Source organism: Sphingobium sp. HDIP04 (assembly GCF_000445085.1).
GTDB classification, from domain to species: domain Bacteria; phylum Pseudomonadota; class Alphaproteobacteria; order Sphingomonadales; family Sphingomonadaceae; genus Sphingobium; species Sphingobium indicum.
This window is the reverse complement of record NZ_ATDO01000124.1, coordinates 1-26537: the sequence shown is the minus strand read 5'-3', so window position 1 is coordinate 26537 and position 26537 is coordinate 1. Positions and strand designations below refer to the sequence as shown.

The following is a 26537-nucleotide window of genomic DNA, read 5'->3' as shown; positions in this document are numbered from 1 at the left end:
CCAGCATAAACGATACGCCATGAAGAAGCACCTGATCGCGCTCACCATCCTCACGCTGGCCATTCTCGTCGGCCTTTTCTTCTACTTCGCGCGAGGCGACGCGGCGCGGCTTCCCGCCGGCGCCGATGTGGGCAAGGAGCCGGTTTTCACCAGCCCCCGCAGCGAGATGATCCCGACGATGAACGTCGCGGAGGCCGTGCCGTGGAAGGGTGGGGAAAAGCCCGTTCCCGCGAAGGGCCTCAGCGTCGATCGCTTCGTGGACGGGCTGGACCATCCCCGCTCGCTGCTGCGCCTGCCCAATGGCGACGTGCTGGTGGCGGAAACCAACAGCCCGGCGCGGCCCACAAGCGGCATCGTCAACCGGGTGATGAACTATCTGATGAACAAGGCGGGGGCCGGCGTGCCGTCCGCCAACCGCATCACCCTGCTGCGCGACGCCGATGGCGACGGCCGGGCGGAAACCAAGACGGCTTTCCTGACCGGGCTGAATTCGCCCTATGGCATGGCGCTGGTCGGGGACACGCTCTACGTCGCCAATACCGATGCGCTGATGGCCTTTCCGTACAAGGAGGGCGAGACGAAGATCGCCGCCAAGGGGCGCAAGATCCTGAACCTGCCCGCGCAGGCGCCCAACATGCACTGGACGCGCAGCCTGGCCGCCAGCCCGCAGGGGCTGCTCTATGTGGGTATCGGTTCCAACAGCAATATCGGCGAAAACGACCTGGCGACGGAGGATAATCGCGCCGCCGTGCTGGAGGTCAATCCGCAGACCGGCGCCTATCGCATCTACGCTTCGGGCCTGCGCAATCCGGTGGGACTGGCCTTTGAACCTAAGAGCGGCGCGCTGTGGGGCGTGGTGAACGAGCGCGACATGCTGGGCAGCGATCTGGTGCCCGATTATCTGACGCGGGTGGAATTCGGCGCCTTCTACGGCTGGCCTTGGAATTATTGGGGTGGTTACGAGGATCGCCGGGTCCAGCCGCAGCGGCCGGAAGTCCGCGAATATACCAAGCGGCCGGACTATGCGCTGGGCAATCATGTCGCGCCGCTGGGCCTCAGCTTCGCCGACAAGGTGGCGCTGGGCGGGCCTTACGCCAACGGCGCTTTCGTCGGGCTGCACGGCAGTTGGAACCGGAAACCCCGGTCGGGCTACAAGGTGGTGTTCGTGCCCTTCGGCGACAATGGCGAGACCGGCAAGGCCAAGCCGATCGACGTGCTGACGGGTTTCCTCAGTCCCCAGGGCGAGGCGCGCGGCCGGCCGGTGGACGTCACCGCCGATGCGAAGGGCGCGTTGCTGGTGAGCGACGATGTGGGCGGGGTCGTCTGGCGCGTGACGGCAGCGAAGTGAGGTGACGGGGAACGAGCCATTGAACGGCGCGTGCTGATAAAACGGTGCCTGTTAATAAAACGGCGCGTACTCCTGCGAAGGCAGGAGCCTAGTTCCACCGTCGATCTGGGCTCCTGCCTTCGCAGGAGCACGTAAGCGTCGATCTCAAACAGCCTAGATGTTGAGGCCGTTCCGCCCCGCCAGCTCCACCACATATTGCCAGGCCACGCGCCCGGACCGGCTGCCGCGCTGGGTCGCCCACTGGATCGCCTCCAGCGGCTCGAAGCTGAGGCCAAGGCTGGCCGCATAGCCGCCGACGATGGCGACATAGGCGTCCTGGTCGATGGCGTGGAACCCCAGGCTCAGCCCGAAACGGTCGGACAGCGCCATCTTGTCGTCCACCACGTCACGCGGATTGACCGGGTCGTCCTGCTCCGACAGGTGGCGCGGCACGATATGGCGGCGGTTCGACGTCACATAGAGGCGGACATTGGCCGGGCGCGCCGCCGTGCCGCCCTGCAACAGCGACCTAAGCGAACGGGCGTCGCCAACGCCATTCTCATCGAAGCCCAGATCGTCGAGGAACAGGATGAAGGGCCGCCGCGTGTCCCGCAACAAAGTGAAAAGCTGCGGCAGGCTGGCCAGTTCGTCGATCGCGCATTGCAGCAGGGCGATGTCCTGCCCCTCGGACTGGAGCTTGCCGACCACGGCGGCGACGACCGCCGACTTGCCCGTCCCCCTTGCGCCCCAGAGCAGCACGTCATGCGCGGCATGACCGGCGGCATGGCGGCGGCTGTTCTCCAGCAGCGCCTGCTTCTGCGCGTCGATGCCGGTCAGCAGGGCATAATCCACCGGCGCAAAGCCCTCCGCCGCCCGGATCGTCGCGCCGTTCCATATATAGGCAGGCGCAGCGGCCAGATCGGCGGCAGAAGCGGGCGGCGGCGCGATCCGTTCCAGCGCTTCGGCAATGCGGGTCAGCAGGGCATCGTTCATGGCGCCCTCGCTTAGCCCTCCTCCGCTTGACGGGCAAGCGCGACGCCCATGTCATTCTTCTGTAGCAATGGCCTTTTACTGCCCGAATTCGGGGCTTATACCGCTGGGGCCGTGACCATCCCAAATCCAGTCTTCTCCACCCGAATAAGCCGCTACGGCAGCGAGGCGCTGCGCGAGGCGGCGCTGCTGATCCGTGCGGGCGAGCCGGTCGCCGTGCCGACGGAGACGGTCTATGGCCTGGCGGCGGACGCCACGGATTCCAACGCCGTGGCCGCGATCTACGCCGCCAAGGGGCGGCCCAGCTTCAATCCCTTGATCGTGCATGTCGCGGACCGGGAGATGGCCGGGCGTCTGGCGGAGTTTTCGCCGGTGGCGGACAGGCTGGCGGAACGCTTCTGGCCCGGAGCGCTGACGCTGGTCCTGCCCGCTCGCGCCGACAGCGGATTATCGCCGCTGGTGATGGCGGGGTTGCCGACCGTGGCGCTGCGCCTGCCCGCGCATCCGGCCATGCGGGCGCTGATCCGGGAAAGCGGACGCCCCCTTGCCGCGCCGTCGGCCAATCGCAGCGGATCGATCAGCCCGACGCGCGCCGAACATGTGATGGCGAGCCTCAATGGCAAGATCCGCATGATCCTGGACGAAGGACCGACCAGCGAAGGGCTGGAATCGACCATCGTCGCCCCGGAAACCGACTGCATCCGCCTGCTGCGCCCCGGCCCGGTCACGGCGGCGATGCTGGAGGAGGCAGGCATGCTGCCGGTGGTGACGGGCGCCGACAATGCGAAGATCGAGGCGCCGGGCCAGTTGGAAAGCCATTATGCGCCGTCCAAGCCGGTGCGGCTGAACGCGCTGAAGGCGGAGAAGGACGAATATCTGATCGGCTTCGGGCTGATGCCCTGCCATGTGAATCTCAGCCCCGATGCCGACCTGCGGGAAGCGGCAGCGCATCTTTTCGCGGCGCTGCACATGGCGGACGCCAGCGCGGCGGAGCGGATCGCCGTGGCGCCGATACCGAACGAAGGTATCGGCGTGGCGATCAACGATCGGCTGCGACGGGCGGCGGCCTGAAGCCGTGTTCCTGCCTTCGCAGGAACACGGCAGTTTTCACGGCAGGATTACCCGCAATTACCATACCCCGCATCGCGGCATTCGCGGCGGCGGCGTTCTTCTTCCTTCTTCCGCTCGCGGGCCTCGCGCGCTTCCTGCTTGCGCATCTTGCGGCCGTAATTGCGGTCGGCCTCTTCCTGGCTGGTGGTGCTCCAGTCCACCACCTGGCTGCCTGCGCGCACCGGCGCCGTCACGATATTCGCCGCCGTCCGGGCAATGCAGCCCGGCAGGAACAGCAGCAAAGCCGGCGCGGCCATCCATGCGATCTTGTTCATATCTCTTCCCCGGCTTGTCATTTCCGCAAGCTTAGGGATGCGGTCGGGCAGGACAAGCCTCAGGCGACGAACCGTTAGGAGGCTTCGATCCGCTCGGCAAAGCCCTTGCGCAATTTGGCGAGCTTGGGCGGGATCACCGCCATGCAATAAGGGTTCCTGTCCCCCACCCGCTCCCAATATTTCTGGTGATAATCCTCCGCCGGATACCAGGGCGCGTCCGGCTCGATTGCGGTGACGATGGGGTTCGCCCAATCCGCCTGCACCCGCTCGATGCCCGCCCTCGCTTCCGCCGCCTGTTCGGGCGAATGGGGGAAGATGGCCGAGCGATATTGGGTGCCGACGTCATTGCCCTGGCGGTTGAGCGTAGTTGGATCATGGGTCGCGAAGAAAATGTCCAGCAGGTCGCCATAGCCGATCACCGCCGGATCATAGGTGATGCGGATCGCCTCCGCATGGCCGGTCGCACCGGAACAGACCTGCTCATAGGTCGGGTCGGGCTGCGCGCCGCCGATATAGCCGCTTTCCACGGCCTTCACCCCTTTCAGATTCTGGTACACCGCCTCCGTGCACCAGAAGCAGCCGCCAGCCAGGGTTGCGATCTCTTCGGCCATATATGCGCGTCCTTATCCTGCATTGGCCGCACAGATAGGAAGGATCAGCCCGCGGTTCCAGTCTGCCGCGCCGCCGCCTCCGCCTTGGCGCGCTCCTCGGCCACCAGTTCCTTGCGCGACAGCTTGCCGACCAGCGTCGTGGGCAGGTTCAGGCGCACCTCCACCTCGCACACCTTCTCATGCTTGCCCAGTTGCGGGTTCAACCAGTCCTTGAGCGCCGCGCCATCGATGTCCGACCCGTCCTGCAAGGTCACGAAGGCCTTGGGACATTCGCCGCGATAATGGTCGGGAATGCCGATCACCAGCGCTTCCTTGACCGCCGGGTGGTGGTAGAGGACTTTCTCGACCTCGCTGGGGAAGACCTTGAAGCCTCCTACAGCGATCATGTCCTTCAGCCGGTCGACGATCTTCACATAGCCGTCCGCGTCGATCACCCCGACATCGCCGGTCCGCAGCCAGCCGTCGACGAACACCTCCTTGTCGGCGTCCGGGCGCTGCCAATAGCCCTTCATGATCTGCGGCCCGTCAAAGACCAGCTCGCCCGGTTCGCCTTCGGGGGACGGGCGGGTCGGGTCTTCTCGGTCGACCAGCTTGACCCGCGTGCCGGAAACCGGCTGTCCGACGGTGCCGGGCTTGTTGAGGCCCTCAAAGGGGTTGCAACAGAGGACCGGGCTGCTTTCGGTGAGGCCATATCCCTCCACCAGCGTGGCCCCGGTCATCGCCTCGAACCGCTGCTTGACCTCCAGCGGCAGGGGCGCGCCGCCGGAAATGCACAGGCGCAGCGAGGAAAAGTCGATATTCGGCGTCGCCGGATGATCCAGCAGCGCCTGGTACATGGTCGGCACGCCGGGCAGCGAGGTCGCCCTGGTCCGCTGGATCGCCGCCAGCACCTGCGTGCCGTCGAAACGCGGCAGCATCACCATCTCCCCGCCGTTCAGCACCGTGCGATTGAGGACGCAGGTATTGGCGAAGACATGGAAGAAGGGCAGCACCGCCAATATGCGGTCGGGCGCTTCGAGATGGGGATCGATCAGGCGCACCTGCCGCGCATTGGCTGTCAGGTTCTGGTGGGTCAGCATCGCGCCCTTGGGCATGCCGGTGGTGCCGCCGGTATATTGCAGCAGGGCGATGTCCTGCTCCGGTTCGATGGCCACGGGCGCGGGATCCTCGCCATGGCGCAGCAGATCGGCATAAGGGGTGATGCGCGGATCGTGCGGGACCGTGGAGGTCTCCTTCCGCTTGAACAGGCGGAACAGCACCGACTTGGCGGGCGGCAGCACTTCCGCGACGCTGCCGACGACCAGCCGCTCCAGGCTGCTGTTGTCCAGCACCTCCAGCGCCGTGGGCAGCAGCGCGCTGGCCGACAGGGTGAAGAGGATCTTCGTGCCGCTATCCTCGACCTGATGCTCCAGTTCGGCGGCGGTGTAGAGGGGGGAATAGTTGACAACAATGGCCCCGGCCATCATCGCGCCATAATAGGCCGCGACATAATGGGGCACGTTGGGAAGGTAGAGGCCGACCCGGTCGCCCTTCCGCACTCCCATATCCTGCAAGCCCCTGGCAACCCGCCGGATGGTGCGCCACATTTCGCCATAGGTCGTCTTGCGGCCCATGAAGTCGATCATCACCGCCTGCGGGTGGGCCGTGGCGCTGTTCGCCACCATGTCCACCATCGATAGCGGCGGGAATGTCTGTTCCCACGGAAAGGGATGATTATAGCGGGTTTTCCAGATGTTTTCGTTGCTCTCCATGCATGGAAGTCTAAGTCACGCTTTCCCTTTACGCAAGCGTAAAGCACCGCAGCAAGGGCCGCGCCTCATGCCGAGGCGCGGCCCTTGCCGCGGTGCTTTATCTCGTCCCTCCGCGCGGAGCGGATTGACGTTACGGCATCACAGGTGACCCTTGTTGTCGCTGAACGGATCGAGGATCTTCGCGGTGCCCGAAATCAGGTCGGATTCGCTCTTGAGCGCCTCTTCCGCGCGGCGCGTGGCGTCCTCGCGCTCGCGGCGCAATTCGTTGATCAGCGCCTCGCGGTCGCCGTCCAGGCGCGAATCGGTGGGGGCTTCGATGCCCGCCTTCTTCGCCGCCTTCGTCACCAGCGCGTCCAGTTCCCGCTGCGAGCAGAGGCCCAGCGTCACCGGATCCTTGGGCACGATGTTGGAGATGTTCCAGTGGGTGCGGTCGCGGATCGCGGCGATGGTGGTGCGGGTGGTGCCGATCAGCTTGCCGATGGCGCCGTCCGAAATCTCCGGATGGTTGCGCAGGATCCAGGCGATGCCGTCCGGCTTGTCCTGGCGCTTGCTGACGGGGGTGTAGCGCGGCCCCTTGGTGCGGCGGACCGGCTCCGGGCCCTTCAGCATCTTCAGGCGGTAATCCGGATTGGCCTCGCCCTTGTGGATTTCCTCCATCGTGATCTCATGGGCGCGCACCGGGTCGCGGCCGGTATATTTGGTGCCTGCGGTATCGTCGGCGATGGCCTGGACTTCCAGGATATGCAGCCCGCAAAACTCCGCGATCTGGTCGAAGCTCAGCGCGGTGTTGTCGACCAGCCAACTGGCGGTCGCATGGGGCATGAGAGGCTGGGACACGGGAATTCTCCGGCATGAAACGACAAGGGCCGCCCAAGCAGGGCGGCCACGCCCGACCTGAGATAATGCATCCCGCCCCGCCGGGCAAGGAAAAGCGTCAGGCCGCGCTGTCGAGCGCCTGGGGATCGATATTGTGCAGGCCGGCAAGAAATTCCCCCGCGCTGCGTTCCCAACTGAAGCTCCGGCCATGGGCGGCGCAGGCGCCGCGGTCGCAGAGGAGCGCGGCGGCGATGGCGTCCTCCAGCCGGTCGGACAAGGCGCCGCTTTCCGGGGTGACGATGTCCACCGGCCCCGTGACCGGATAGGCCGCGACCGGCGTGCCGCAGGCCAGCGCCTCGATCATCACCAGCCCGAACGTGTCGGTGCGGCTGGGAAAGACGAAGATGTCCGCGCCCGCATAGGCCCCGGCCAGTTCGGTTCCGAACATCGGTCCCAGGAAATGCGCCTGCGGATAGGCATTTTCCAGCATGGCGCGGGCCGGACCGTCGCCTACCACAACCTTGGCGCCGGGATGGCCGCTGGCCAGGAAAGCCTCCAGATTCTTCTCCACCGCGACGCGGCCGACATAAAGCTGGATCGGGCGCGGCAACCCGGCGAAGAAGGCGGGCGGCGTCGCCTGCGGCGTGAAGGCGGTCAGGTCCACTCCCCTGCCCCATGGGCGGACCTGCGCCAGCCCATGAGCGCGCAATTGCCGCCGTACCGACGGCGTCGACGCCAGCACCGCTTCGGCCGGGCCATGGAACCAGCGGATATAACGCCAGAACCAGGCGGCGGGCAGGCCGGTGCGCTGCGCCACATAGTCCGGGAAATGGGTGTGATAGGCGGTGGTGAAGCGGATGCCGCCGCGCAGGCACCAGCGCCGCGCCGCCAGGCAGAGCGGCCCTTCGGTCGCCAGATGGATCGCATCGGGACGGAAGGCCGCGATCATCCGCCCCACCACGCCCGAACGGGCGAAGGCCAGCCGTATTTCCGGATAGGTCGGGCAAGGGATGGAGCCGAACAGGTCGGGCGAGATCAGCTTCACCTCATGCCCCATCCTCTCCAGTTGCGCCTGCATGGTCTGGAGCGTGCGGACGACGCCGTTGACCTGCGGGCTCCAGGCGTCGGTGACGATGATGATGCGCATGGCGGACGCTCCCGTCAGGCCGCGATCCGGGAAGGTTCTTCGGCGGTGCGCCGGGCGATCTCGTCCGCCCAGTGCAGCACCTCCATCCGCCCGTCGAAATGCTCGACCAGCGCGGTGCATCCCTCCACCCAGTCGCCGTCATTATAATATTGGACGCCTGCGATCTCGCGGATTTCGGCATTGTGGATATGGCCGCAGACCACGCCGTCGACGCCCCGCGATCCGGCCTCATGCGCCACCACCTCCTCGAAGCGGGAGATGAACTCCACGGCGTTCTTGACCTTGTGCTTGGCCATCTTGCTGAGCGACCAATAGGGCAGGCCCATGCGCCGGCGCGCCGCGTTCACCACGACATTGACGCGCATCAGCATGGCATAGGCCGCGTCGCCGACGAAGGCGAGCCAGCGATGCGCCAGCATGATCGCGTCGAACTCATCGCCATGCAGCACCAGCAGCTTGCGGCCGTCGGCGGTCTCATGGATCGCCTTGCGCCTTATCTCGACGCCGCCGAAGCTGAGGCCGGTGAACTGGCGGAACATCTCGTCATGATTGCCGGGGATATAGACGACGCGGGCGCCGCGCCTGGCCCGCTTCATCAAGCGCCAGATGACGTCATTGTGCGCGGCGGGCCAGTAGAAGCGGCGCTTCAAACGCCAGCCGTCGATGATGTCGCCCACCAAGTACATGGTGTCGCTGTCGACGCTGTCGAGGAAATCGATCAGCATCCCCGCGTTGCAGCCGCGCGTGCCCAGGTGAATGTCCGAAATCCAGATCGTGCGATAGCGGCGACGCGTTCCTTCCCTTTCCGGAATGGCGAACCTGTCGTCGGCGCCATCGTCCAACTCCGCCAGGAAAGGCAGGCGCGTGACGGCGTTCATGATGCGACCCCTGAGCTGTTTCCCTCAGGCGCGAATCCCTAGCGGCTCTATGTTACAATTTCGCAGCGAATGTGACGGAAATGCGACGGTTGTGGCCAGTCGCAGACCTCCCCATCTCGATGGCGAGGAACAGGATAGGCCCGCCTCCCCCCTCAAACCGTCAATACGATCTTCCCGAAATGATCGCCCGAATCCATCCGCGCATGCGCCTTCGCCGCCTCCGCCAGCGGAAAGCGCATGTCCATCGCCGGCCGCAGCCTTCCCTGCTCGATAAAGGCCCATACCACCCGCATCAGCTCGTCCGCCACCAGGCTCTTGAACGCCACGGATCGCGGCCGCAGCGTCGATCCGGTCAGCGTCAGCCGCCTTCTCATGATCGCGGGAATGAAAACCTCCGCCTTGGGTCCGCCCGTCGTCGCGATGGACACATGGCGCCCGTCCTCCGCCAGGCACTGGATGTTGCGCGGCAGGTAATCCCCGCCCACCATGTCCAGCACCGCCTGCACGCCCTGCCCGCCGGTGATGCGCTTCACTTCCTCGACGAAATCCTGGCTGCGATAGTTGATCGCATGGTCCGCGCCCCAGGCCTTCGCCTGCTCGCACTTCGCGTCGCTGCCGCAGGTCACGATGACGGTGATGTCGAACAGCTTGCAGAGCGAGATCGCCATGGTGCCGATGCCGCTGGTGCCGCCATGGACCAGCACGGTGTCGCCCTCCACCACATAGGCCCGCTCGAACAGGTTGCTCCACACGGTGAACAGCGTTTCCGGCAGGGCGGCCGCCTCGACCAGGTCATAATCGTCCGGCACCGGCAGGCACTGGCCTGCGGGCGCCACCGCATATTCGGCATAGCCCCCGCCAGGCAGAAGCGCGCAGACGCGCCGGCCGATCAGCAACTCGGCGCTGCCGCCCGCGGCGACGATGGTGCCCGAAACCTCCAGCCCCGGAATGTCCGGCGCGCCGGGCGGCGGCGGATATTTTCCCAGCCGCTGCATCACGTCGGGCCGGTTGATCCCGGCGGCCGCCACCTTGATCAGCACCTCGTCGGGGCCAGGCACGGGAACCGGCCGCCGCTGCGGCACCAGAACCTCCGGCCCACCCGGAGCCGCTATGCCGATCGCCGTCATTTCAGTCGGCATTTCGTTCGGCCTTGCGCCTTCATTCGCCATTACGGCCCTCGCGGCAGATGTTGCACCGCACCACAATCGACGGGCGGAATGAAGGCCTTATTGACAGACTGGCCCGCAGGGTCAACATTGCACGTCATGGACATGGATGACGATCTGCCCCGAAAGGCCGATGATCCTCTGGCCCGACTGCTCCGACAGGATCTGGGCCCATTGTCCCTTTCCGATCTCGAAGCGCGCATCGAAGCGCTGGAGGGCGAAATCGCCCGCACCCGATCCAGGATTGATAACGCCGTTAACCACAAGGCAAGCGCCGAGGCGTTATTCAAGCGATGAACCCGCGCCCCGCCCTCCGCGACTCCGACAAGGGTCTCTCCGGGCATGGGCAGTCTGGCAATTCCGGCGGTCAGGATGTCCATCTTGATCCGGCGTCGAGCAATGCCGACATATGGTTCAAGACAACCCCTCATTGGGGGTCAGGAGTATAAAGAACATGCCATCTTTCGCACCCGCCCTTGAGACCACCCTGCATAACGCGCTGACCCACGCGTCGGAGCGCCGTCACGAATATGCGACGCTGGAGCATCTGCTGCTCGCGCTGATCGACGATGAACATGCGTCGAAGGTGATGCAGGCCTGCGGCGTGGAGCTTGGCGAACTGTCCGACGCGGTGACGCAATATCTGGACACCGAACTCGACAGCCTGAAGGTGGAAGGGGCCAGCGACCCCTCCCCCACCAGCGGCTTCCAGCGGGTGGTCCAGCGCGCCATCCTGCATGTCCAGTCCTCCGGAAAAGACGAAGTGACGGGAGCCAATGTGCTCGTCGCGCTTTTCTCCGAGAGGGAGAGCTACGCCGTCTATTTCCTCCAGCAGCAGGACATGAGCCGCCTGGACGCCGTCAGCTACATCAGCCACGGCGTCGGCAAGGGCACCGCCGTTCCTGAGCAGCAGCGCGAGACGAAGGGCGCCGCCGAAGAGGAAAAGAAGACGCAGGACAGCAAGGGCAAGAAGGACAGCGCCTTGGAGCAGTTCACCGTCAACCTCAATGAGAAGGCGGCGCGGGGCAAGGTTGACCCGCTGATCGGCCGCGCTTCCGAAGTCGACCGGACGATCCAGATCCTCTGCCGCCGGTCGAAGAACAACCCGCTCTATGTGGGCGATCCGGGCGTGGGCAAGACCGCCATCGCGGAAGGCCTGGCGCGCAAGATCGTGGAGGGCGAGGTTCCCGACGTCCTCAAGGAAGCGGTGATCTACTCGCTCGACATGGGCGCGCTGCTTGCCGGAACCCGCTATCGCGGCGATTTCGAGGAGCGGCTGAAGGCGGTCGTCACCGAACTGGAGAAGATGCCGCACGCGGTCCTCTTCATCGATGAGATCCACACCGTCATCGGCGCCGGCGCGACCAGCGGCGGCGCGATGGATGCGTCCAACCTGCTGAAGCCCGCCCTGTCGGGCGGCACGATCCGCTGCATCGGCTCCACCACCTACAAGGAGTTCCGCAACCATTTCGAGAAGGACCGCGCCCTGCTGCGCCGGTTCCAGAAGATCGACGTCAACGAACCCACGGTCGAGGATACGATCAAGATCCTGGCCGGGCTGCGCAGCGCGTTCGAGGAGCATCACCACGTCAAATACACCCCCGACGCGATCAAGGCGGCGGTGGAACTGTCGGCGCGCTACATCAACGATCGCAAGCTGCCGGACAAGGCGATCGACGTGATCGACGAGGTCGGCGCGATGCAGATGCTGGTGGTGCCGTCGAAGCGCAAGAAGACCATCACCCCCAGGGAGATCGAGCAGGTCATCGCGACCATGGCCCGCATCCCTCCCAAGACCGTCTCGGCCGACGACAAATCGGTGCTGGAAACGCTCGACACGGACCTCAAGCGCGTCGTCTTCGGCCAGAACCGGGCGATCGAGGTGCTGTCCTCCGCGATCAAGCTGTCGCGAGCGGGCCTGCGCGATCCGGACAAGCCGATCGGCAACTATCTCTTCTCCGGCCCCACCGGCGTCGGCAAGACGGAGGTTGCGCGGCAACTCGCCCATCTGCTCGGCATTCCGCTCCAGCGGTTCGACATGTCGGAATATATGGAACGCCATTCGGTCAGCCGCCTGATCGGTGCCCCTCCGGGCTATGTCGGCTATGACCAGGGCGGCCTGCTGACCGATGCGGTGGACCAGAATCCGCACAGCGTCCTGTTGCTGGACGAGATCGAGAAGGCGCATCCGGACCTGTTCAACATCCTGCTCCAGGTGATGGACAATGGCCGGCTGACCGATCATCACGGCAAGACGGTGGATTTCCGCAACACCATCCTCATCATGACCACCAATGCCGGCGCGTCGGACATGGCGAAGGAAAGCATCGGCTTTGGCGAACTCACCCGCGAGGATGCGCAGGAAGACGCGGTGAAGAAGCTCTTTACCCCCGAATTCCGCAACCGCCTCGACGCCATCGTTCCCTTCGGCTATCTGCCGCCGGAAATCGTGGCGCGGGTGATCGACAAGTTCGTGCTCCAGCTCGAACTGCAACTGGCCGACCGCGACGTCCACATCACCCTGGACGACGAGGCGAAGGCCTGGCTCACCAAGCGCGGCTATGACAAGCTGTACGGCGCGCGCCCGATGGGCCGCCTGATGCAGGAGAAGATCAAGCAGCCGCTGGCCGAGGAACTGCTGTTCGGCAAGCTGGTCCATGGCGGCGAAGTCCATGTCCGGCTGAAGGACGACGCGCTGGCCTTCGAAATCACCCCCGCCGCCCCCAAGAAGGGCAAGAAGCGCGGCCGGTCGAAGCCTGCGGAATCGGCCAAGTAAAAGGTCGCAGAATGAAGAAAAAAAGGGCGGCCCGACGGGTCGCCCTTTTTCTTGAGCGATGGTAATGAACCGGACGGGACTATCGGGCCGCTTCCCTGATCCGCGCCGCCGCTCCGCCATGGCCGGTCCATGGAACAGCCTCGCCCGATCCCGAACGACGCCCGCCGATCGCAGGAGAGCATGCCATGGCTGAAACCATTACCCTCTACACCAACCCGATGTCGCGGGGACAGATCGCCCGCTGGATGCTGGAGGAGGTCGGCCAACCCTATGAGATGGTCGTGCTGGATTATGGCGAAGGCGGCATGAAATCCGCCGATTATCTGGCGATCAATCCGATGGGCAAGGTTCCCGCCATCGTCCATGACGGCAGGACGGTCACGGAATGCGCGGCGATCTGCGCCTATCTGGCGGACGCCTTTCCCGCCGCGAACCTCGCGCCGCCGACGGACAGGCGCGCCGACTATTATCGCTGGCTGTTTTTCGCCGCCGGCCCGGTGGAAGCGGCCGTCATCAACAAGGCGCTCGGCTTCGTCGTTCCCGAAGGCCGGGAACGAACGGCGGGCTACGGCACGTTCGACACCATGGTCGACACGCTGGAACATGCCGTCTCAGGCCCCGGCTGGATTTGCGGCGGCCAGTTCACCGCCGCCGACGTCTATGTCGGTTCGCAGATCGACTGGGGCCTGACCTTCGGCACGATCCCCAGCCGCCCCGTCTTCGAAGCCTATGCCGCCCGCCTGCGCGAACGCCCGGCCTATAAACGGCAGAAGGAGATGGACAACGCCCTCATCGCCCAAATGCAAAAGCCCTGAAAATCCTCCCCATCTTTCGTGGTGGAGGGGAATTGCGCAGGTAGCGCCTCTTTCTGCCACGCCCCACATGCCAGCGCCAAGGCCACGCAAAAAGGCCCGGCGGATCGCTCCACCGGGCCTTTATCTTGACCGAACCAGCCTCAGTCCCGCTGGCTGCCCATGAAGCGCAACAGGAACAGGAACATGTTGATGAAGTCGAGATAGAGGTTCAGCGCCCCCATCACCACCGACTTGCCCATCATGTCGGTCCCCGCGACATGGGCATAGATGCTCTTGATCTTCTGCGTGTCATAGGCGGTCAGCCCCGCGAACAGCAGCACGCCGATGAAGCTGATCACCAGGTTCATCGCGCTCGACCGCAGGAAAAGGTTGATGAGGCTCGCCACCAGCAAGCCGACCACGCCCATGATCAGGAACGTGCCGAAGCCCGAAAGGTCGCGCTTCGTCGTATAGCCCCACAGGCTCAGCCCCGCGAAAGCCGCCGCCGTCGCGAAGAAGGTCTGCGCCACCGACGTGCCGGTATAGACCAGCAGGACGGAGGAGAGCGACAGACCCATCACCGCCGCATAGGCCCAGAACATCGCCTGCATCGCAAAGGTCGACAGCCGGTTGATGCCGAAGCTCATGGTCATCACGAACAGCAGCGGCGCGAACATGATGACATATTTCAATATGCCCGGCCCGGCCAATATCTGATAGGCAAGGCCGCTCGACGCGAACAGCATCGCGACCACGCCGGTCAGCAGCACGCCGCTCGCCATATAATTGTAGACCGACAGCATATAGCTGCGCAGGCCAGCGTCATACGCCTCCCCGCGCGCGACGGTCGCGCCGCCAAAACCCGCAATGTCGGAACGCGGATCGGACCAATTGGCCATGAGAAAATCTCCTTCACCGGCAGAACAGCAGCCGGTTTCCCTATTATCGGCTTATCCTGCGCCATATTCAAGCACGGACCGCAGCCTGACTCATCGCGCCGAAGCCGCTATGACAGGAGCATGCATCGTCTTTTCGTCGCCATCCGCCCCCCGCCCGCCATCCGCGCCCGGCTGCTGGGCCTGATGCACGGCATCGCCGGGGCGCGCTGGCAGGATGACGACCAACTGCATCTCACCCTTCGCTTCGTGGGCGAAGTCGACCGCCCGCGGGCCGACGACCTGGCCGACGCGCTGGGCCATATCCGCTTTTCGCCGTTCGAAATCGCCCTGTCCGGCGTCGGCTGCTTCGACCGCAAGGGCCAGGTCCACACGCTCTGGGCGGGCGTGCAGCCCCGCGACCCCCTCGCGCAACTTCATCGAAAGGTCGACCGCGCCTGCGTCCGCATCGGCCTTCCTCCCGACAATCGCAGCTATTTGCCTCACATCACCCTGGCGCGCTTCGGCCGGACAGCCGGTCCGATGGAACCGTTCATGGCCCTCCACGCCGCCCTCGCAAGCGCGCCCTTCACGGTCGACGAATTCGCCCTGTATGAAAGCCAGCCAGGCCAGACAGGTTCGACCTACCACATGATCGAACGCTACGGCGTGCAGGACCACCCCTATCCCCGTTCAGGCTGAGCCTGTCGAAGCCCGCTTCCTTCCTGAAGAAGAGAAGCGCCCTTTCCGACAGACCGAAATCGATCCATCGCCCGCGAAAGCTATCCCGCAGACAAGACGCCGCAGGCCACGCGCCCACCGGCATTGCCAGCCGGATCGGTCTTGTTGTCATCGGCCTGCGCATGGATGACGACCGCCGCGCCATCGCCGTCCAGCAAGGGAGTCGTTCCCGAACTGACTGTCCCGCCCGGAATGACATATTCCATCTCGCCCGCACCGTCGGCGCCCGCGATCATGTTGGGCATGTCGCCCATATGCATGCCCGCCGGATTATCCTTGCCATGCTTGTGTCCGGTCGGATTCCAATGCCCGCCCGCGCTGGCGAAGTCGGGCGGCGTGCAGCTTCCGGCGGTATGGACATGCACGGCATGCATGCCCGGCGTCAGTCCCTGGCCGCGCACCAGCACGTGAAGGCCATCAGCGGCCTGGGTCACGGTCGCCTCTCCTCGTGACGATCCGTCTCCGGCCAGCAGCTTCGCATGGGCGACAGGCGCGGCGGCATCGCCGACCGGCGCCGTCGCCGACGATCCGGTCGCGCAACCCGACGCCATGGCGGCCATGGGCAATGCCAGAATAATTGCGGCAATTTTCATGATGATCCAACTCCCAGAGGAATGCTGCCAGGCGAACGCGGCATGACGGTCTTTTGTTGCCTAGGCGGTCCGAAATGTCACAGCTTTTCGTTCCGATCGCTCTCGCCGGGCCAAAGCCAGGAGCAACTCCCGCTAGGCGCTCGAACAAGACACGCGGCTCGACAGCAGCCCAATCCCGCCGGCTTGCATTCACACCCTGCATTCGGGGCGGCATGGCCCAGCCCGAACGGAACACCGGCCATTTCGTGCGAAGCCAATCACGGCTGGCTTCCCGACCTCTCCTCCGCGGACAAACCGCATGGAAAAGGGGCCGGTCTTGCGACCAGCCCCTCGATCCTCTTCCATCCCGAAGGATGGAAAATCTTACTGACCCGAACCCGGACCGTAGGTGATTTCCACGCGACGGTTCTGCAGTTCGCGAACGCCGTCGGCGGTTTCGACGCGGGGGTTCGATTCACCGAACGCCTGGGTCGTGATCACGCCGTCGGGGATGCCCTTCGACGAGATATAGGCCTTGACGGCATCGGCGCGACGCTGGGACAGGCCGACGTTGTAGGAGGCCGAACCCGAACGGTCCGCATAGCCCGCCAGCATGACCTGGGCGCTGCCGCAGTTGCTGTAGGCCGAAACCGCATTGTCCAGAATGGTGGCGGCGTCAGGCGTGATGTCCGACTTGTCCCATTCGAAGAAGACGATGTACGGCCCAGGGCTGCACTCGGCCACCGGCGGCGGAGGCGGCGGGGGCGGAGGCGGCGGGGGCGGCGGAGGCGGCGGAGGCGGCGGCGGAGCAGCCGGTTCGCCACCGAAGTTGTAGGTCACGCCCAGCAGCAGGCTGTGGGTGCGCAGCTTGGTGTCGACCGACGAACCGGCGGGGCCGCCGATGGTCGTGTAGGCCGGAACCAGCTTGATGTCGTCCTGGTTGAAGAAGCGATACTTCAGCGAGACGTCCACGTTGGTGGTCAGCGGATAGCGGACGCCAGCGATCGCCTGCCAGGCGAAGCCGGTGTCGGAATCGTTGACCAGGTCGTTGGCCAGCTTGCCGCGCGACACGCCGACGCCGCCGCCGACGAAGCCCTGCAGGCCGTCATCGGGACCGAAGTCCAGCAAGCCGTTCAGCATGAACGACAGGGCCGAAGCCGCGCCGCCGAAACCGCTCTTGTCCAGGTCGACTTCAGCGCGCTTGTAACCGGCTTCCGCTTCCAGGCGGAAACCGCCGAAGTCGTAACCGATCACGGCGTCGCCGTCGAAGCCCTTGTGGTAGTCCACGCCGGCGACCGTGTTGCTGGCGGCGCCAGCGTTGCCGGGGGTGAAAGTGATGTCCTGATCTTCGACGAGAACAACGCCGGAGTCGATGCCGACATACCAGCTATTGTCACGCGCCAAGGCCGGGGTGGCCAGGGCGCTGGTCGCAAGCACAGCCGCGAGGGCAAGCTTCCGCATCTGAATTCCCCTTTCAAAAGTGTCACGAAGGACTGCTGAAACCCTGTATCGGCTAGAAAGTTTCATGGCAAGTCCACAATTGGCAAAACTGTTGCAAAAATAACGCAGTTACGCCGCCGTCCTGCCCTTGGCCCCTCATTCGCAACGGCAATTTCGGCAAGGGGCCTCCCCATCAAAAGCCACAGCCGGCTCAGGTCGCGATCAGGCCATGTGTTCGCAACGCGCCCAGAATTGCGGCAAGGGCCGAACGCGCCTCCATGTCGACGGTCGCGCCGCCCGCGGGATCGGCGATGGCCGCCGCCGCCGCGCCCACGACCCGTTCCCCGCCGACATAGAACCCGTCCGCCCGCACGGCGCAATCCTCCCAATGCGCTCCGTCATGACGCATCGCATGCCCCCTGTCCGCGACCCACAGCGAAAGGCCCTCGCGCGGCGCGGCGAAACGCCACCCCCCTTCCGTCCAGCAGGCCAGCGCCCCACCCTGCCCTTCCCAGGCGCCGCCCGCCCCGGCGGCCACGATCCAGCATGCGCCGACCGGCGGCGATGCGGGCGGCTCGTCCTGGTCGGCGCTTTCCACCGCGCCGTGCAGCAGCATGTCGATCCGCGCCAGCGCCTCGTTATGAAACAGCTCCTTCTGCGCCTGCCCGGCAAAGAGCTGGGGCAAGGCCCAGCGAAGCGTCGAGTCCATCGTCATGATTCGATTGTCCTTTTCTTCAAAGGGCCGGCATCAGCCCGCCAGAACGATGCGCGCGGCGCGGCCCAGCGCATAGGTGCCGACCTGCCGGATCTCGACCGCCAGTTCGCCCGGATGGCCCATATCCTCCGCCACCGCCGCGGCATCATAGGTCCAGGGCGATCGGTCGGTGACGATCCTGCGCAGTTCCGTCGACCCTGCCGACACGCGCAGTTCATAGCTCTCCCGATCCTCGCCCAAGGGCACATCGGTCCCGCTGGTCCAGCGCCATCCGCCTCTGCCGCGCCGCGTCCAGCCGACGATCCAGCCGCCGGTCCCATCCCCCCGCGCCGTGACATGCACGGGAGAAGGCGGCACCACCGCCTCCCCCCTTATCGTCAACAGCGCATCGGCCGGCGCGCTGTCGCCCACCCCGACCGCCGAGACATGAAGGCCGCCGCCAATCTCCGCCCCGCTTCCATAAGGGGCAAGCTCGACCAGCCGGTCCTCCTCCAGCAGCAGGAAAGCCTCACCCTCTTCATGGGACGCCATCGCCCATTCGGTTCCGAACAATCCGCGCCGCAGGCCTTCCAGCCGGAAACTGGCCTCGCCGGTCTGCGCGACATGGCTGAACTGGACCAGTTCCTGCCCGACCAGGCACAGATTGCGCCCCAGGCCCAGCGCCGCCTCGTCCGCCCCCGCCAATTCCATGTCTGCCGACAGCAGGGTCACGTGGAGAGCATGGATGCTGTCGACCATCGTCACGCTCCCGGCGGGCAAGGCGTTGTCGGCCCATCCCATCACGGCGCGGCCCGCCGTCCGCCCGGCGGGAGAAGCCTCCCCCGTCGCGCCGATCACGAACAGCGCCGCCCCGCGCCACCCTTCGCCGCCGCTCGCCGCCGCGACGATCAGGGGCGCCGCCGCCACCCCTTCCCTGATCATGGGCAGGTCCGCCAGCATCAGCATGGTCGGCCCATGCGGCCTGTCCGCCTGCCGCACCATCGCGCCGGACGACGCCCCCAGCGGGATCGCGGCGCCGGCCCCAGGCACGCGCCTCAAGGCCAGGCGCACGGCCATCGCCTCCCATTCGCGCTCCTCGATCCGCCACCGGCCCGGCACGCCTTCCACCGCGACGACATCGCCCGGCGCATGGCGCAGCGCATCCCAGCCGCAGCGCAGCGTCATCGTCGAACGCCCGGCCCATGCCATTCCCAGCTTCCGCGCCGCCAGCGACCGCGCCTCCTCGCCGGACAGCGCCATCGGCAGGTCGATGCCCTGCTCCAGCCGTCCCGGACCCGGCCGGCCGATGCGCTGCACGCCCGCCTGATAGTCGCGCGCCGGATCGTGATAGCGGACCGACAAGGCCGCCGGCACGCTGTCCGCCGAGCCGCCCGAATGTTCGCACCCGTTCAGCGCCCGCCCGTTGACCGACCGGCACAGCGCCCCGGCGGCGATCGCCGTCGCCCCCTCCGCGTCCCCCGCCCGCAGGCGCAATCCCGCCTCTTCGGCCACAAGGGCCAGGCCGAACGCCTCCGCCAGCGGCGCCAGCGCATCGCCCACATCCGCGCCGCCCGCCGCCATGCCGGCGACCGCGTCCAGCCCGTCGCCGGTCAACATCCCCCCGCTCAACTCCGCCGCCAGATCGGCAATCGCGACCGGCCCCTCGTCCGCCTCCACCTCGAAGGTCAGCGACGGGATGCGATTGCCATAGTCCGCGAGCGACAGATCCTCGAACACCGCATAGGCAATCCCCCGATGCGCCGGCGTCGCCCCCACGCCCTCCGCTGCCGCGATCAGCGGATCGACGGCCTGGTCCTCGCCGCCCGAATGCAGCCGAAAGGCTCCCAGCTCCGTCTTGAAGTCCCCCGCCGCCCCGCGCAGCAGGTTGCCGTCCGCCCAGATGCGCCGCACCGACCGCACGGCCCGCGCCGACAGCGCCACGGCAAAGCTCGCCGAATAGCTGTAGCTGGTGACGCTGGGCCGCCCCTTGCCCCCGCCGCTCCTGTGCCTCGTCTCCTTGAGGTCCGTCGCCCAGATCACGGTTCCCGCCACCCGCAGCGTCCCGAACAGCCTGGGCAGCTGCGATCCATAGGTCGACGTCTGGACCTGAACCTCGTTCAGCCGCCGCCCCTCCACGCCCTTGGGCCTGAACAGCACCGCATGGTCGAAGGCATTGCCGATCAGCCCGCCAACGGCGCCCCCCAACGGCCCGCCAATGGCCGTGCCAAGGGCGGTCAACACGATCGTCGCCATAGATCCTCCTATTCCGCCCGCCAGTAACCCAGCACCGGCCAGGGCGAAGGCCCCGGCATCTCCACCACGCGCCCCAGGCCCGCATGGGCATGGACATGCCCGCCCGGCACGACGATCATCAGGTGCAGTTGCAACGGCCCCGGCCGCACCAGCGCCAGGTCGCCCTCCCGCGCCGCATCGACCCGCCGCAGACCCGCCGCCCGCAGCCAGTCCGCCGCCTGCCCCTCATCCCCGGACCGCAGCCCATATCCCTCCGGCGCCGCCCGTCCCAGGACCAGCGCCGCCAACCCGACGCAGTCCAGCCCTCGTTCGGGCAGCCGCCCGTGCAGGCGGAACCGCGCTCCCACCAAGGCGCGGGCGGCGGCCACCACCCCGCTCAAGCCGCCCCCGGATAGCGCGTCAGCAAATCCGTCCCCGGCAGATAGGGTTCCCCGCGAAAATTCACGGCATTGCCGAACCGGCCGACGCAGGTCGCCAACTGCCGGTCGCACCCCTCGGTCAGCAGCGCCAGGGCGCCCGCCTCCACCGCAAAGGGCGGCGGATCGGCCAGGCTGACATCCTCGGCGCCATTGTCGATCACCCCTTGGATTATCCCGCCATTGGCCCCGGTCAGCCATCGCAACGTGCCGAAGGCATAGGCCCCCGGCTCCAGCCCGGCCACGCTCGCCACCGCATCCTCGACCGCGCCGACAGCCACCACGCGCCGCCGCCCGGCCAGGTCGACCCGGCATTGCCTGTCCCCCAGCACAGCCCGGCAGTCCGGCGAAGTGGACGGCGCGACCGAAGCCTTGAGCGCCGCCATCGCGCCCACCAGCTCCGCTGAAAAAGCCCCCGCCTTGCGCGTCACGGCCCCGATCTCCCCCCGCGCCAGCAGCAGCCACAGATCGCCCGGCGCCTCCCACTCGGTCAGCCGCAACTCCAGCCCGGCCCCGTCCCAGCGTCCCGCCGTCAAATCCGCCTCGCTGATCGCATCCGCCACCAGCGCGCCTTCGACATCGCTGTCCGCGCCCTCCACCCCGATGCCGCTGCGCACGGCGGAAGGCGTCATCCCCGGCGCCGCGCGATAGAGCAGATGGCCGATCTCCAGATCGCGATCATGGCTCGTCAGCCCGATCGTCACCCCGTCCCGCCGCTCGATCCGCCAGCAAAAGGCCAGCGTCGCCAGCGGCTTCTCCAACGCCTCCAGGCCGCTCATTCCCTGATCTCCACCAATGGCACGGAGGGCGCCTCGCCCGCCGCGAAGGTCGCCCGGTTGATGTCCAGCCGGTCCTCGGCAAAGCGCACCGGCACGTCGAAGCGGAAACCGGCGGTCAGCACAGCCCCCTCGGCAGGCGCGACGTCGAAGGCGATCACGCCCAGCCCGGCATGGCTCCAGCCGCCCGCCATCTCCACGCCATCCACGGCGACCCTGATGGTCCCCGCCACCGGCCGCGTGATCCGCCGCGCCTGCGCCTCCTCGCCCGCGCCGTAGAAGCGCTGCAACGGAAACTCCGCCCGAACGCCGTCGCCCAACCCCAGACGCTGGTCCAAAGGCCCCGGCGCCTCCCCCATGGCGCAACTGCGGTCGTCATAGGGATCGCTGAAGCGGAATCCCCGCGCCGCCCCGCGCCGCGCCCGGAAGAAGGCGATCAGCGCCGCCATATCCGCTTCCGACCGCACGCCCGGCCCGGCATCGAAGGACAGGCGCGCATCCGCCCAATCGCTGCTCCGCCGCTCATGCCCCGAGACGCTCTCCACGACCTGCGTGGAGAAAGCCGGCGAAACGCTCGCCTCCCGCCCGACGCTCAAGGGAAAGGACACATCGTCAAAGGCTTGCACATCTTCCTCCCCATATAATCTGAAGCAGGTGAAGCCATCCCGCGCCACCTGGGGCAGCGCCCAGATGAAGGTCGCCGCCGTCCCCCGCCGCATCGCCGCATCGGCCGCCGCCGCGATCTCGCGCCATTGCGCGGCATCCTCCCCGCGCAGCACGAAACCCGAAAGATAATGCTGCGCCTCGACCGGATAGCCGAGCCGCTCCACCGCCAGCTCCACGCCCCGCGCCGTCAGCCGGTCGCGCCCCTGCGTCACCCAGTCATAATCTTCCAGTTGCAACACATCGAAGGCCGGCGACGCCCATCCCACCGGCATGTTCGCCCGCTTGGCCTCCGGCGCCAGCGGATCGAGCACGGTCGGCAGATAGGCGAGCAGATGCGTCACCGCCCCCGGCGCCACCCCCTTCACCCAGGCGCAGAGCGCCGCCGTCGATGCCGCCAGCACTTCGCCCGCCCGGTCCAGCAGCGCCTTCTGCCCGGCGCTCAGCGTCCCCCGCACGTCCGGGATGGACACCAGCGCCGCGCCGAACGCCGCCCGCGCCGCATCGTCATACAGGCAGATGCGCCCGTCGGCGGGCATCACCCACCACCATGGCTCGCCCACCTGAAACCTGATCTCCAATCCAGCCGTCAAGCCAATGGAAACAAAGGCCCCTGCCACCAGCCGCAAATAGCTCATCGCCCCGTCATGCGCGGGGGAAAGCAGGGTCGAAGGCGGCGACCAGCCCGTCAGCGCGGGAGAACCATCCTCCGCCCGCTGCTTCCAGTCGTTCCAGCAATGCGCGTCGAACAATTCATAGGAAAGCGACCAGATCACCCCCAGCCCCAGCGCCTTGGCCCGCTGCGCGAAGTCCGCATGCCAGGCGGCGCAGGGCGCGTTCAGCACCCCGCCCGCCAGGCTGATGTAAAATCCGCCGCCCAGCGGTTCGAGCCGGAAATAATGGCTCATCCCGACATAATGATTGATGTCCCCGCGATAGCCCAGCGCATGGATCGACGCGACGATCCGCTCCGGCGTCTGGTTGAAGCAGTCGTCATAGCCGGTCGCCATCGACAGCCCATGTTCGGGCAGCACCACATCGCCCACGCGCAGCACCGACCCGGCGCCGTCGCAGCTTATCTCCGAAAGCTCGCACCATCCCTCAACCGCCGCGGCGAAGGCGGCGCTCCCCGCATCATAGCCCGGCGCGGCGAGCGAGATGAACATCCGGTCCACGTCGCCCGCCCAGACGTCTTCGCCCTCGGTCAGCAGGAATCCGCTCCTGATCGCGGAAAAATCCAATGCGATCACAGCATCTTCCGGCCCGCCGCTCGCATAGTTCCACAAGCGCACATACCAGGCCCGCGCATGCCCGGCCGCGTCCCTCCCCTCAATGGTCAGCGTCGGCCCATGCGTCTCGTCCAGCCGCCGCAGCCCGCCGCTCCGCCAGCGAAAGCGCAGCACGCAATCGCGAAAATCCCGATCCGTCTCATAGGCCAGCAGGGCATGGCTCCACTTGTCCTCCGCCTCCCAGATCAGCCCCGCCAGATCCCCCGACCCATAGAAGACGGCATCCACCCGCAACGCATCCGGCGCGGCAGTGACGACGCTCGCCATCATCGGCCGGGGAAAATTGACGGTCCAATGCGTCGGCGCAAAGCGCTTCATGAACCGCGTTTCCTGCCCCCGCCGCGCATCGGCCAGCCAATATCCAAGCCCGCTCATCCGCTGATCGCCCCCCTCACCGCGCGCGCCACCTGCCGCGCGCTGCGCGCCAACAACCGGGCGCTGTCCGCCCCCTGCCCCTGCACCGCGATGGAAAGCCGCACGTCCCGGACGCCCGCGCCATTGGGAACGACCTGCCCGCTCGTCGTAGGCACGAAGACCTCCGGCCCCCGCTCCCCGACGACATAGGCCCGCCCCGGCGCCACCGGCCCGCCGGTCGCCCGCCCCGGCAATCCCAGCGCCGAAGCCGCCAAGCCGATCAACCCGCCGTTCCCGCCGATGCTGCCTATCCCGGCCCGCAAGGCATTGGCCGCAATGTCGTCCAGCACGCGCAGCGCGATGGCCTTCAATTCCTCGAACCCGAACTGGCCGGTCCGCACGGCCCGCAGCAATCCCTGCTCGATCCGCCGCCCAGCCCGCTCCGCACCGCTCGCCAAAGGCCCCTCCAGCGTTCCCCGCATGGCTTCCACATCCCGCGCAAAAGCCTGCCTATCCGCCCGCACCCGCACGACCAGATCGTCGATCTCCTCGTCCATCCCGACCCCCAAAAAATCACGCTGAAGAACAAAGTGCGCTGCAAAGGCAGGAGCCCAGTCCAAACGCTGGAACTGAATTCCCGCCCCTTCCATCACCCTCGTTCGTTTCGATCCCTTCGACTGCCCGCCTGCGGCAGGCGCTCAGGACAGGCCAAGGTCGAGAAGCGCAGTCACCCCCAACCTCAATCCGGCATCCCAGCCCGCAACCTCTCCAACTCCCCCCGATCCATCCCGGCGCGCGCCTCGTCCTCTTCGCCGCGAGCCGCCCGCAACACGCTCTCCAGTTCCGCCGGGGTAGACCGCCAGAATTCCTCCGGCCGCCATCCCAGCAGCCACCCCGCGACCCCCGCCAGCCGCGCCGCCGCTTTGAAAAAGCTCATCGTCCCCCCAATATCTGTCCCAATATCCCCCGCAGAACCGGCGTCAGCTTCGCCAGCCCCGCCGCCACGATCGCCTCGCCCAGCGCCTCCCGCGTCAGCCCCGCGGGCGGCTCCGCCAGGCAATGCCAGAACAGCCCGGCCATCTCGCCAAGCGACAGCTTCCCGTCGGCGGCGCGCTCCACCAGCGCGAACAACGGTCCCAATTCCTCCTCAGCCGCCACCAGGGCCGCGAAGCTGGGCCGCAGCACAAAGCGCTCCCCACCCAGTTCCAGCGCGGCCTCGCCGCGAGCACTGTTAGCTGGGGCACCATTGCCCCCGCTCACAGCGACACCACCGGCCCGGAACTTTCCAGGCTCAGCGCATAGTTGCGCTCCCCATTATAATCCCCGGCATAGTCCAGCCGCGTCACCAGGAAGCGGCCCCGCATCTTCTCGCCGCTTTCGAAGCTCAGCTCATAATCCTCGACGGTTCCGGCCAGCGCATGGTTGCGCAGCCGCACCTCCGCCGCCGATCCGGTGAATATGCCCGCCGCCGACACGCTGACGGATCGCACCCCCGCGCCCGACAGCAATTCGCGCCAGCCGCCCGACCCCTTGTGCGTGACGTTCACCGCCTCGCCATTGACGGACAGTTGCGTGGTCCGCATCCCGGCCACGGTCGCATAGGCCGCCGGCGCCCCGCCATCGGCTATTTTCAACAGAAACGCGCTTCCTTTTTCCACGCCCATGGCGCATTCTCCTCTAAGATAAACCGTGCAAGAATCGGGATTTGGAGAGAGGCCAATATGTTTGTGACCATCCCCCTGATGCTGTTGCTGGCCGCCGCCCCGCAAAGCGGCGACGCCGTCGGCAATGGCCGCAAGGCCTATTCGGAATGCCTGTCGAAACAGATTCAGCCCGCCATCGACAAGAAACTGTCGCTCGGCGATTTCCAGGCCGTGCTGAAGACGGAATGCGGCGCGAAGGAAGCCGCCTTCCGCACCGCCATCGTCGCGGACGACAGGTCGAGCGGCATGTCGGAAAAGGACGCCCAATCGGACGCCGACGACCAGATCAGCGAATATCGCGACAAGATCATCGGAGAATATGAAGACTATTCGAAGTCCTGACCCCCAACATTCCCCTCCCTTTCAAGGGTGGGGCTAGGCCGTATCGACATTCAGCTCTGGCGGCCTGCAAATGGTTGAAGCGAGTCACGTGCCTCGCTTCAATCCCGTGCTTCCGGTGCTCACCTATTTTGAGTACGCTCCGCTCCGGGTCACGGAAAACCACGATTTTCGGCTCGCCAGCTTCTGAATGTCGATACAGCCTAGGGGTGGGTGCGAGCGCAGCGAGCTTCCGCCCTATCCGGAAGAAACACCCTCAGCGCTGTAAAACCGCGGCCCTCACGCCCCCACCACCCGCACCCGATAATCCACCAAAGCCTGCCACCCGTCCCGCGCCCCAGTCCGCGCCACCCGCGAGCGAACCAGCCGCGCCCCGACGACCCGCCAGCCCCCCGCAAGCCCAAGCCCGCGCAAAACAGCATCCACCCGCGCCAACAATCCCGCCAGCCGCGCAGGCGCTTCCCCCGCATCGAACAGGCTGACCGTCACCACCAGCTCCCGCCCGTCCAGATCCTTCGCGCCCCAATCCAGCGCGATACAGTCCCCCACCACGCCATAGGGCGCGCTGGCCCGTCCCGGCGCGCCGTCGAACAGCCCGTTCAGCCCCGCCATCAATGCCGCATCCCCGCGCAGCGCCGCCACCAGCGCGCCACGCACCGCCACCTCCGCGCTCATCGCCCTCTCCCCGCTTCCCGCAACCCCAGATCGCCCATCCACCGCCGCCTCAGCCCAGCCCCGGACAGGCGCACGGCATCCCCCTCGACCCGCGCCTCCTCAACCC

At 66.7% G+C, this 26537-nt stretch carries 28 protein-coding genes; 7 read left to right on the top strand and 21 right to left on the bottom strand.

Annotated features, from left to right (window positions below):
- Positions 1-19 precede the first annotated feature (19 nt).
- Entirely contained in the window at positions 20-1348 is a 1329-nt protein-coding gene (locus L286_RS43625) for a PQQ-dependent sugar dehydrogenase (protein ID WP_020818936.1), read from the top strand.
- A 153-nt stretch (positions 1349-1501) separates the two neighbouring features.
- Here the strand turns inward: L286_RS43625 and L286_RS43620 are convergent, their stop codons facing one another.
- Positions 1502-2320 carry an ATP-binding protein gene (locus L286_RS43620; RefSeq protein ID WP_020818937.1) on the bottom strand — a complete coding sequence of 273 codons (819 nt, stop codon included), beginning with the start codon at positions 2318-2320 and terminating at the stop codon, positions 1502-1504.
- A 111-nt stretch (positions 2321-2431) separates the two neighbouring features.
- On the opposite strand from L286_RS43620, the gene L286_RS43615 reads away from it, so the two are divergent.
- Positions 2432-3388 carry an L-threonylcarbamoyladenylate synthase gene (locus L286_RS43615; protein ID WP_021223949.1) on the top strand — a complete coding sequence of 319 codons (957 nt, stop codon included), beginning with the start codon at positions 2432-2434 and terminating at the stop codon, positions 3386-3388.
- Between the two features lie 47 nt (positions 3389-3435).
- On the opposite strand, the gene L286_RS43610 is transcribed toward L286_RS43615, so the two are convergent.
- From L286_RS43610 to L286_RS43580, 7 genes are all read right to left on the bottom strand, one after another.
- Positions 3436-3702 carry a hypothetical protein gene (locus L286_RS43610; RefSeq protein WP_020818939.1) on the bottom strand — a complete coding sequence of 89 codons (267 nt, stop codon included), beginning with the start codon at positions 3700-3702 and terminating at the stop codon, positions 3436-3438.
- Between the two features lie 74 nt (positions 3703-3776).
- Entirely contained in the window at positions 3777-4313 is a 537-nt protein-coding gene (gene msrA / locus L286_RS43605; protein ID WP_020818940.1) for a peptide-methionine (S)-S-oxide reductase MsrA, read from the bottom strand.
- 44 nt (positions 4314-4357) lie between these two features.
- Positions 4358-6064: a long-chain-fatty-acid--CoA ligase gene (locus L286_RS43600; RefSeq protein WP_020818941.1), complete on the bottom strand. Its 1707-nt coding sequence runs from the start codon at positions 6062-6064 to the stop codon at positions 4358-4360.
- A 138-nt stretch (positions 6065-6202) separates the two neighbouring features.
- A complete protein-coding gene (locus L286_RS43595; protein ID WP_020818942.1) occupies positions 6203-6886 on the bottom strand; it encodes a DUF1013 domain-containing protein in 684 nt (227 codons plus the stop codon).
- A gap of 112 nt (positions 6887-6998) precedes the next feature.
- Positions 6999-8027 carry a glycosyltransferase family 4 protein gene (locus L286_RS43590; RefSeq protein WP_020818943.1) on the bottom strand — a complete coding sequence of 343 codons (1029 nt, stop codon included), beginning with the start codon at positions 8025-8027 and terminating at the stop codon, positions 6999-7001.
- Positions 8028-8041: 14 nt separating this feature from the next.
- Positions 8042-8905: a UDP-2,3-diacylglucosamine diphosphatase gene (locus L286_RS43585; RefSeq protein WP_020818944.1), complete on the bottom strand. Its 864-nt coding sequence runs from the start codon at positions 8903-8905 to the stop codon at positions 8042-8044.
- A gap of 152 nt (positions 8906-9057) precedes the next feature.
- Positions 9058-10044 (bottom strand): NAD(P)H-quinone oxidoreductase, encoded by a 987-nt coding sequence (locus L286_RS43580; RefSeq protein ID WP_037445146.1) that lies wholly within the window; start codon positions 10042-10044, stop codon positions 9058-9060.
- Between the two features lie 126 nt (positions 10045-10170).
- Here L286_RS43580 and L286_RS48120 point away from each other — a divergent pair, with 126 nt between their 5' ends.
- The 3 genes from L286_RS48120 (at position 10171) to L286_RS43565 (ending at position 13662) form a co-directional block, all read left to right on the top strand.
- The gene (locus L286_RS48120; protein ID WP_007684063.1) at positions 10171-10368 is read left to right on the top strand and encodes a DUF1192 domain-containing protein; all 198 of its coding nucleotides are present in this window, start codon (positions 10171-10173) and stop codon (positions 10366-10368) included.
- A gap of 157 nt (positions 10369-10525) precedes the next feature.
- Positions 10526-12847 (top strand): ATP-dependent Clp protease ATP-binding subunit ClpA, encoded by a 2322-nt coding sequence (clpA, locus tag L286_RS43570; RefSeq protein ID WP_007684066.1) that lies wholly within the window; start codon positions 10526-10528, stop codon positions 12845-12847.
- 185 nt (positions 12848-13032) lie between these two features.
- Positions 13033-13662, top strand: a complete 630-nt coding sequence (locus tag L286_RS43565; protein ID WP_020818947.1) for a glutathione S-transferase family protein — start codon at positions 13033-13035, stop codon at positions 13660-13662.
- Between the two features lie 140 nt (positions 13663-13802).
- On the opposite strand, the gene L286_RS43560 is transcribed toward L286_RS43565, so the two are convergent.
- Positions 13803-14540 (bottom strand): Bax inhibitor-1/YccA family protein, encoded by a 738-nt coding sequence (locus L286_RS43560; protein WP_020818948.1) that lies wholly within the window; start codon positions 14538-14540, stop codon positions 13803-13805.
- Positions 14541-14660: 120 nt separating this feature from the next.
- Between L286_RS43560 and thpR the strand changes: the two genes are divergently transcribed.
- Positions 14661-15218, top strand: a complete 558-nt coding sequence (gene thpR, locus L286_RS43555) for an RNA 2',3'-cyclic phosphodiesterase (protein ID WP_020818949.1) — start codon at positions 14661-14663, stop codon at positions 15216-15218.
- A gap of 80 nt (positions 15219-15298) precedes the next feature.
- Here thpR and L286_RS43550 read toward each other — a convergent pair whose 3' ends face one another.
- The 11 genes from L286_RS43550 to L286_RS43500 form a co-directional block, all read right to left on the bottom strand.
- A complete protein-coding gene (locus L286_RS43550; RefSeq protein WP_025160769.1) occupies positions 15299-15850 on the bottom strand; it encodes a superoxide dismutase family protein in 552 nt (183 codons plus the stop codon).
- A 363-nt stretch (positions 15851-16213) separates the two neighbouring features.
- Positions 16214-17290 carry an OmpA family protein gene (locus L286_RS43545; protein ID WP_020818951.1) on the bottom strand — a complete coding sequence of 359 codons (1077 nt, stop codon included), beginning with the start codon at positions 17288-17290 and terminating at the stop codon, positions 16214-16216.
- Positions 17291-17480: 190 nt separating this feature from the next.
- Complete coding sequence (locus L286_RS43540; protein WP_020818952.1) at positions 17481-17984, bottom strand: DUF2793 domain-containing protein; 504 nt, start codon at positions 17982-17984, stop codon at positions 17481-17483.
- Between the two features lie 33 nt (positions 17985-18017).
- Positions 18018-20216 carry a phage tail protein gene (locus L286_RS43535; RefSeq protein ID WP_020818953.1) on the bottom strand — a complete coding sequence of 733 codons (2199 nt, stop codon included), beginning with the start codon at positions 20214-20216 and terminating at the stop codon, positions 18018-18020.
- A gap of 8 nt (positions 20217-20224) precedes the next feature.
- Positions 20225-20584: a hypothetical protein gene (locus L286_RS43530; protein WP_020818954.1), complete on the bottom strand. Its 360-nt coding sequence runs from the start codon at positions 20582-20584 to the stop codon at positions 20225-20227.
- Positions 20585-20592: 8 nt separating this feature from the next.
- Complete coding sequence (locus L286_RS43525; protein WP_020818955.1) at positions 20593-21411, bottom strand: DUF2163 domain-containing protein; 819 nt, start codon at positions 21409-21411, stop codon at positions 20593-20595.
- Positions 21408-23735, bottom strand: a complete 2328-nt coding sequence (locus tag L286_RS43520) for a DUF2460 domain-containing protein (protein ID WP_020818956.1) — start codon at positions 23733-23735, stop codon at positions 21408-21410. Before L286_RS43520 ends, L286_RS43525 begins: the two co-directional genes overlap by 4 nt.
- Positions 23732-24271 carry a hypothetical protein gene (locus L286_RS43515; RefSeq protein WP_020818957.1) on the bottom strand — a complete coding sequence of 180 codons (540 nt, stop codon included), beginning with the start codon at positions 24269-24271 and terminating at the stop codon, positions 23732-23734. Before L286_RS43515 ends, L286_RS43520 begins: the two co-directional genes overlap by 4 nt.
- Positions 24272-24453: 182 nt before the next feature.
- On the bottom strand, positions 24454-24651 hold the full coding sequence (locus L286_RS43510; RefSeq protein WP_020818958.1) for a phage tail assembly chaperone: 198 nt from the start codon (positions 24649-24651) through the stop codon (positions 24454-24456).
- A complete protein-coding gene (locus L286_RS43505) occupies positions 24648-24974 on the bottom strand; it encodes a gene transfer agent family protein (RefSeq protein WP_233431882.1) in 327 nt (108 codons plus the stop codon). Before L286_RS43505 ends, L286_RS43510 begins: the two co-directional genes overlap by 4 nt.
- Positions 24971-25378, bottom strand: coding sequence for a phage tail tube protein (locus L286_RS43500; RefSeq protein WP_020818959.1), 408 nt, complete (start codon positions 25376-25378; stop codon positions 24971-24973). Before L286_RS43500 ends, L286_RS43505 begins: the two co-directional genes overlap by 4 nt.
- A 57-nt stretch (positions 25379-25435) precedes the next feature.
- Between L286_RS43500 and L286_RS43495 the strand changes: the two genes are divergently transcribed.
- Positions 25436-25759 carry a hypothetical protein gene (locus L286_RS43495; protein ID WP_007684089.1) on the top strand — a complete coding sequence of 108 codons (324 nt, stop codon included), beginning with the start codon at positions 25436-25438 and terminating at the stop codon, positions 25757-25759.
- Positions 25760-26035: 276 nt separating this feature from the next.
- Here the strand turns inward: L286_RS43495 and L286_RS43490 are convergent, their stop codons facing one another.
- A complete protein-coding gene (locus L286_RS43490) occupies positions 26036-26431 on the bottom strand; it encodes a DUF3168 domain-containing protein (protein WP_020818960.1) in 396 nt (131 codons plus the stop codon).
- Between the last annotated feature and the right edge of the window lie 106 nt (positions 26432-26537).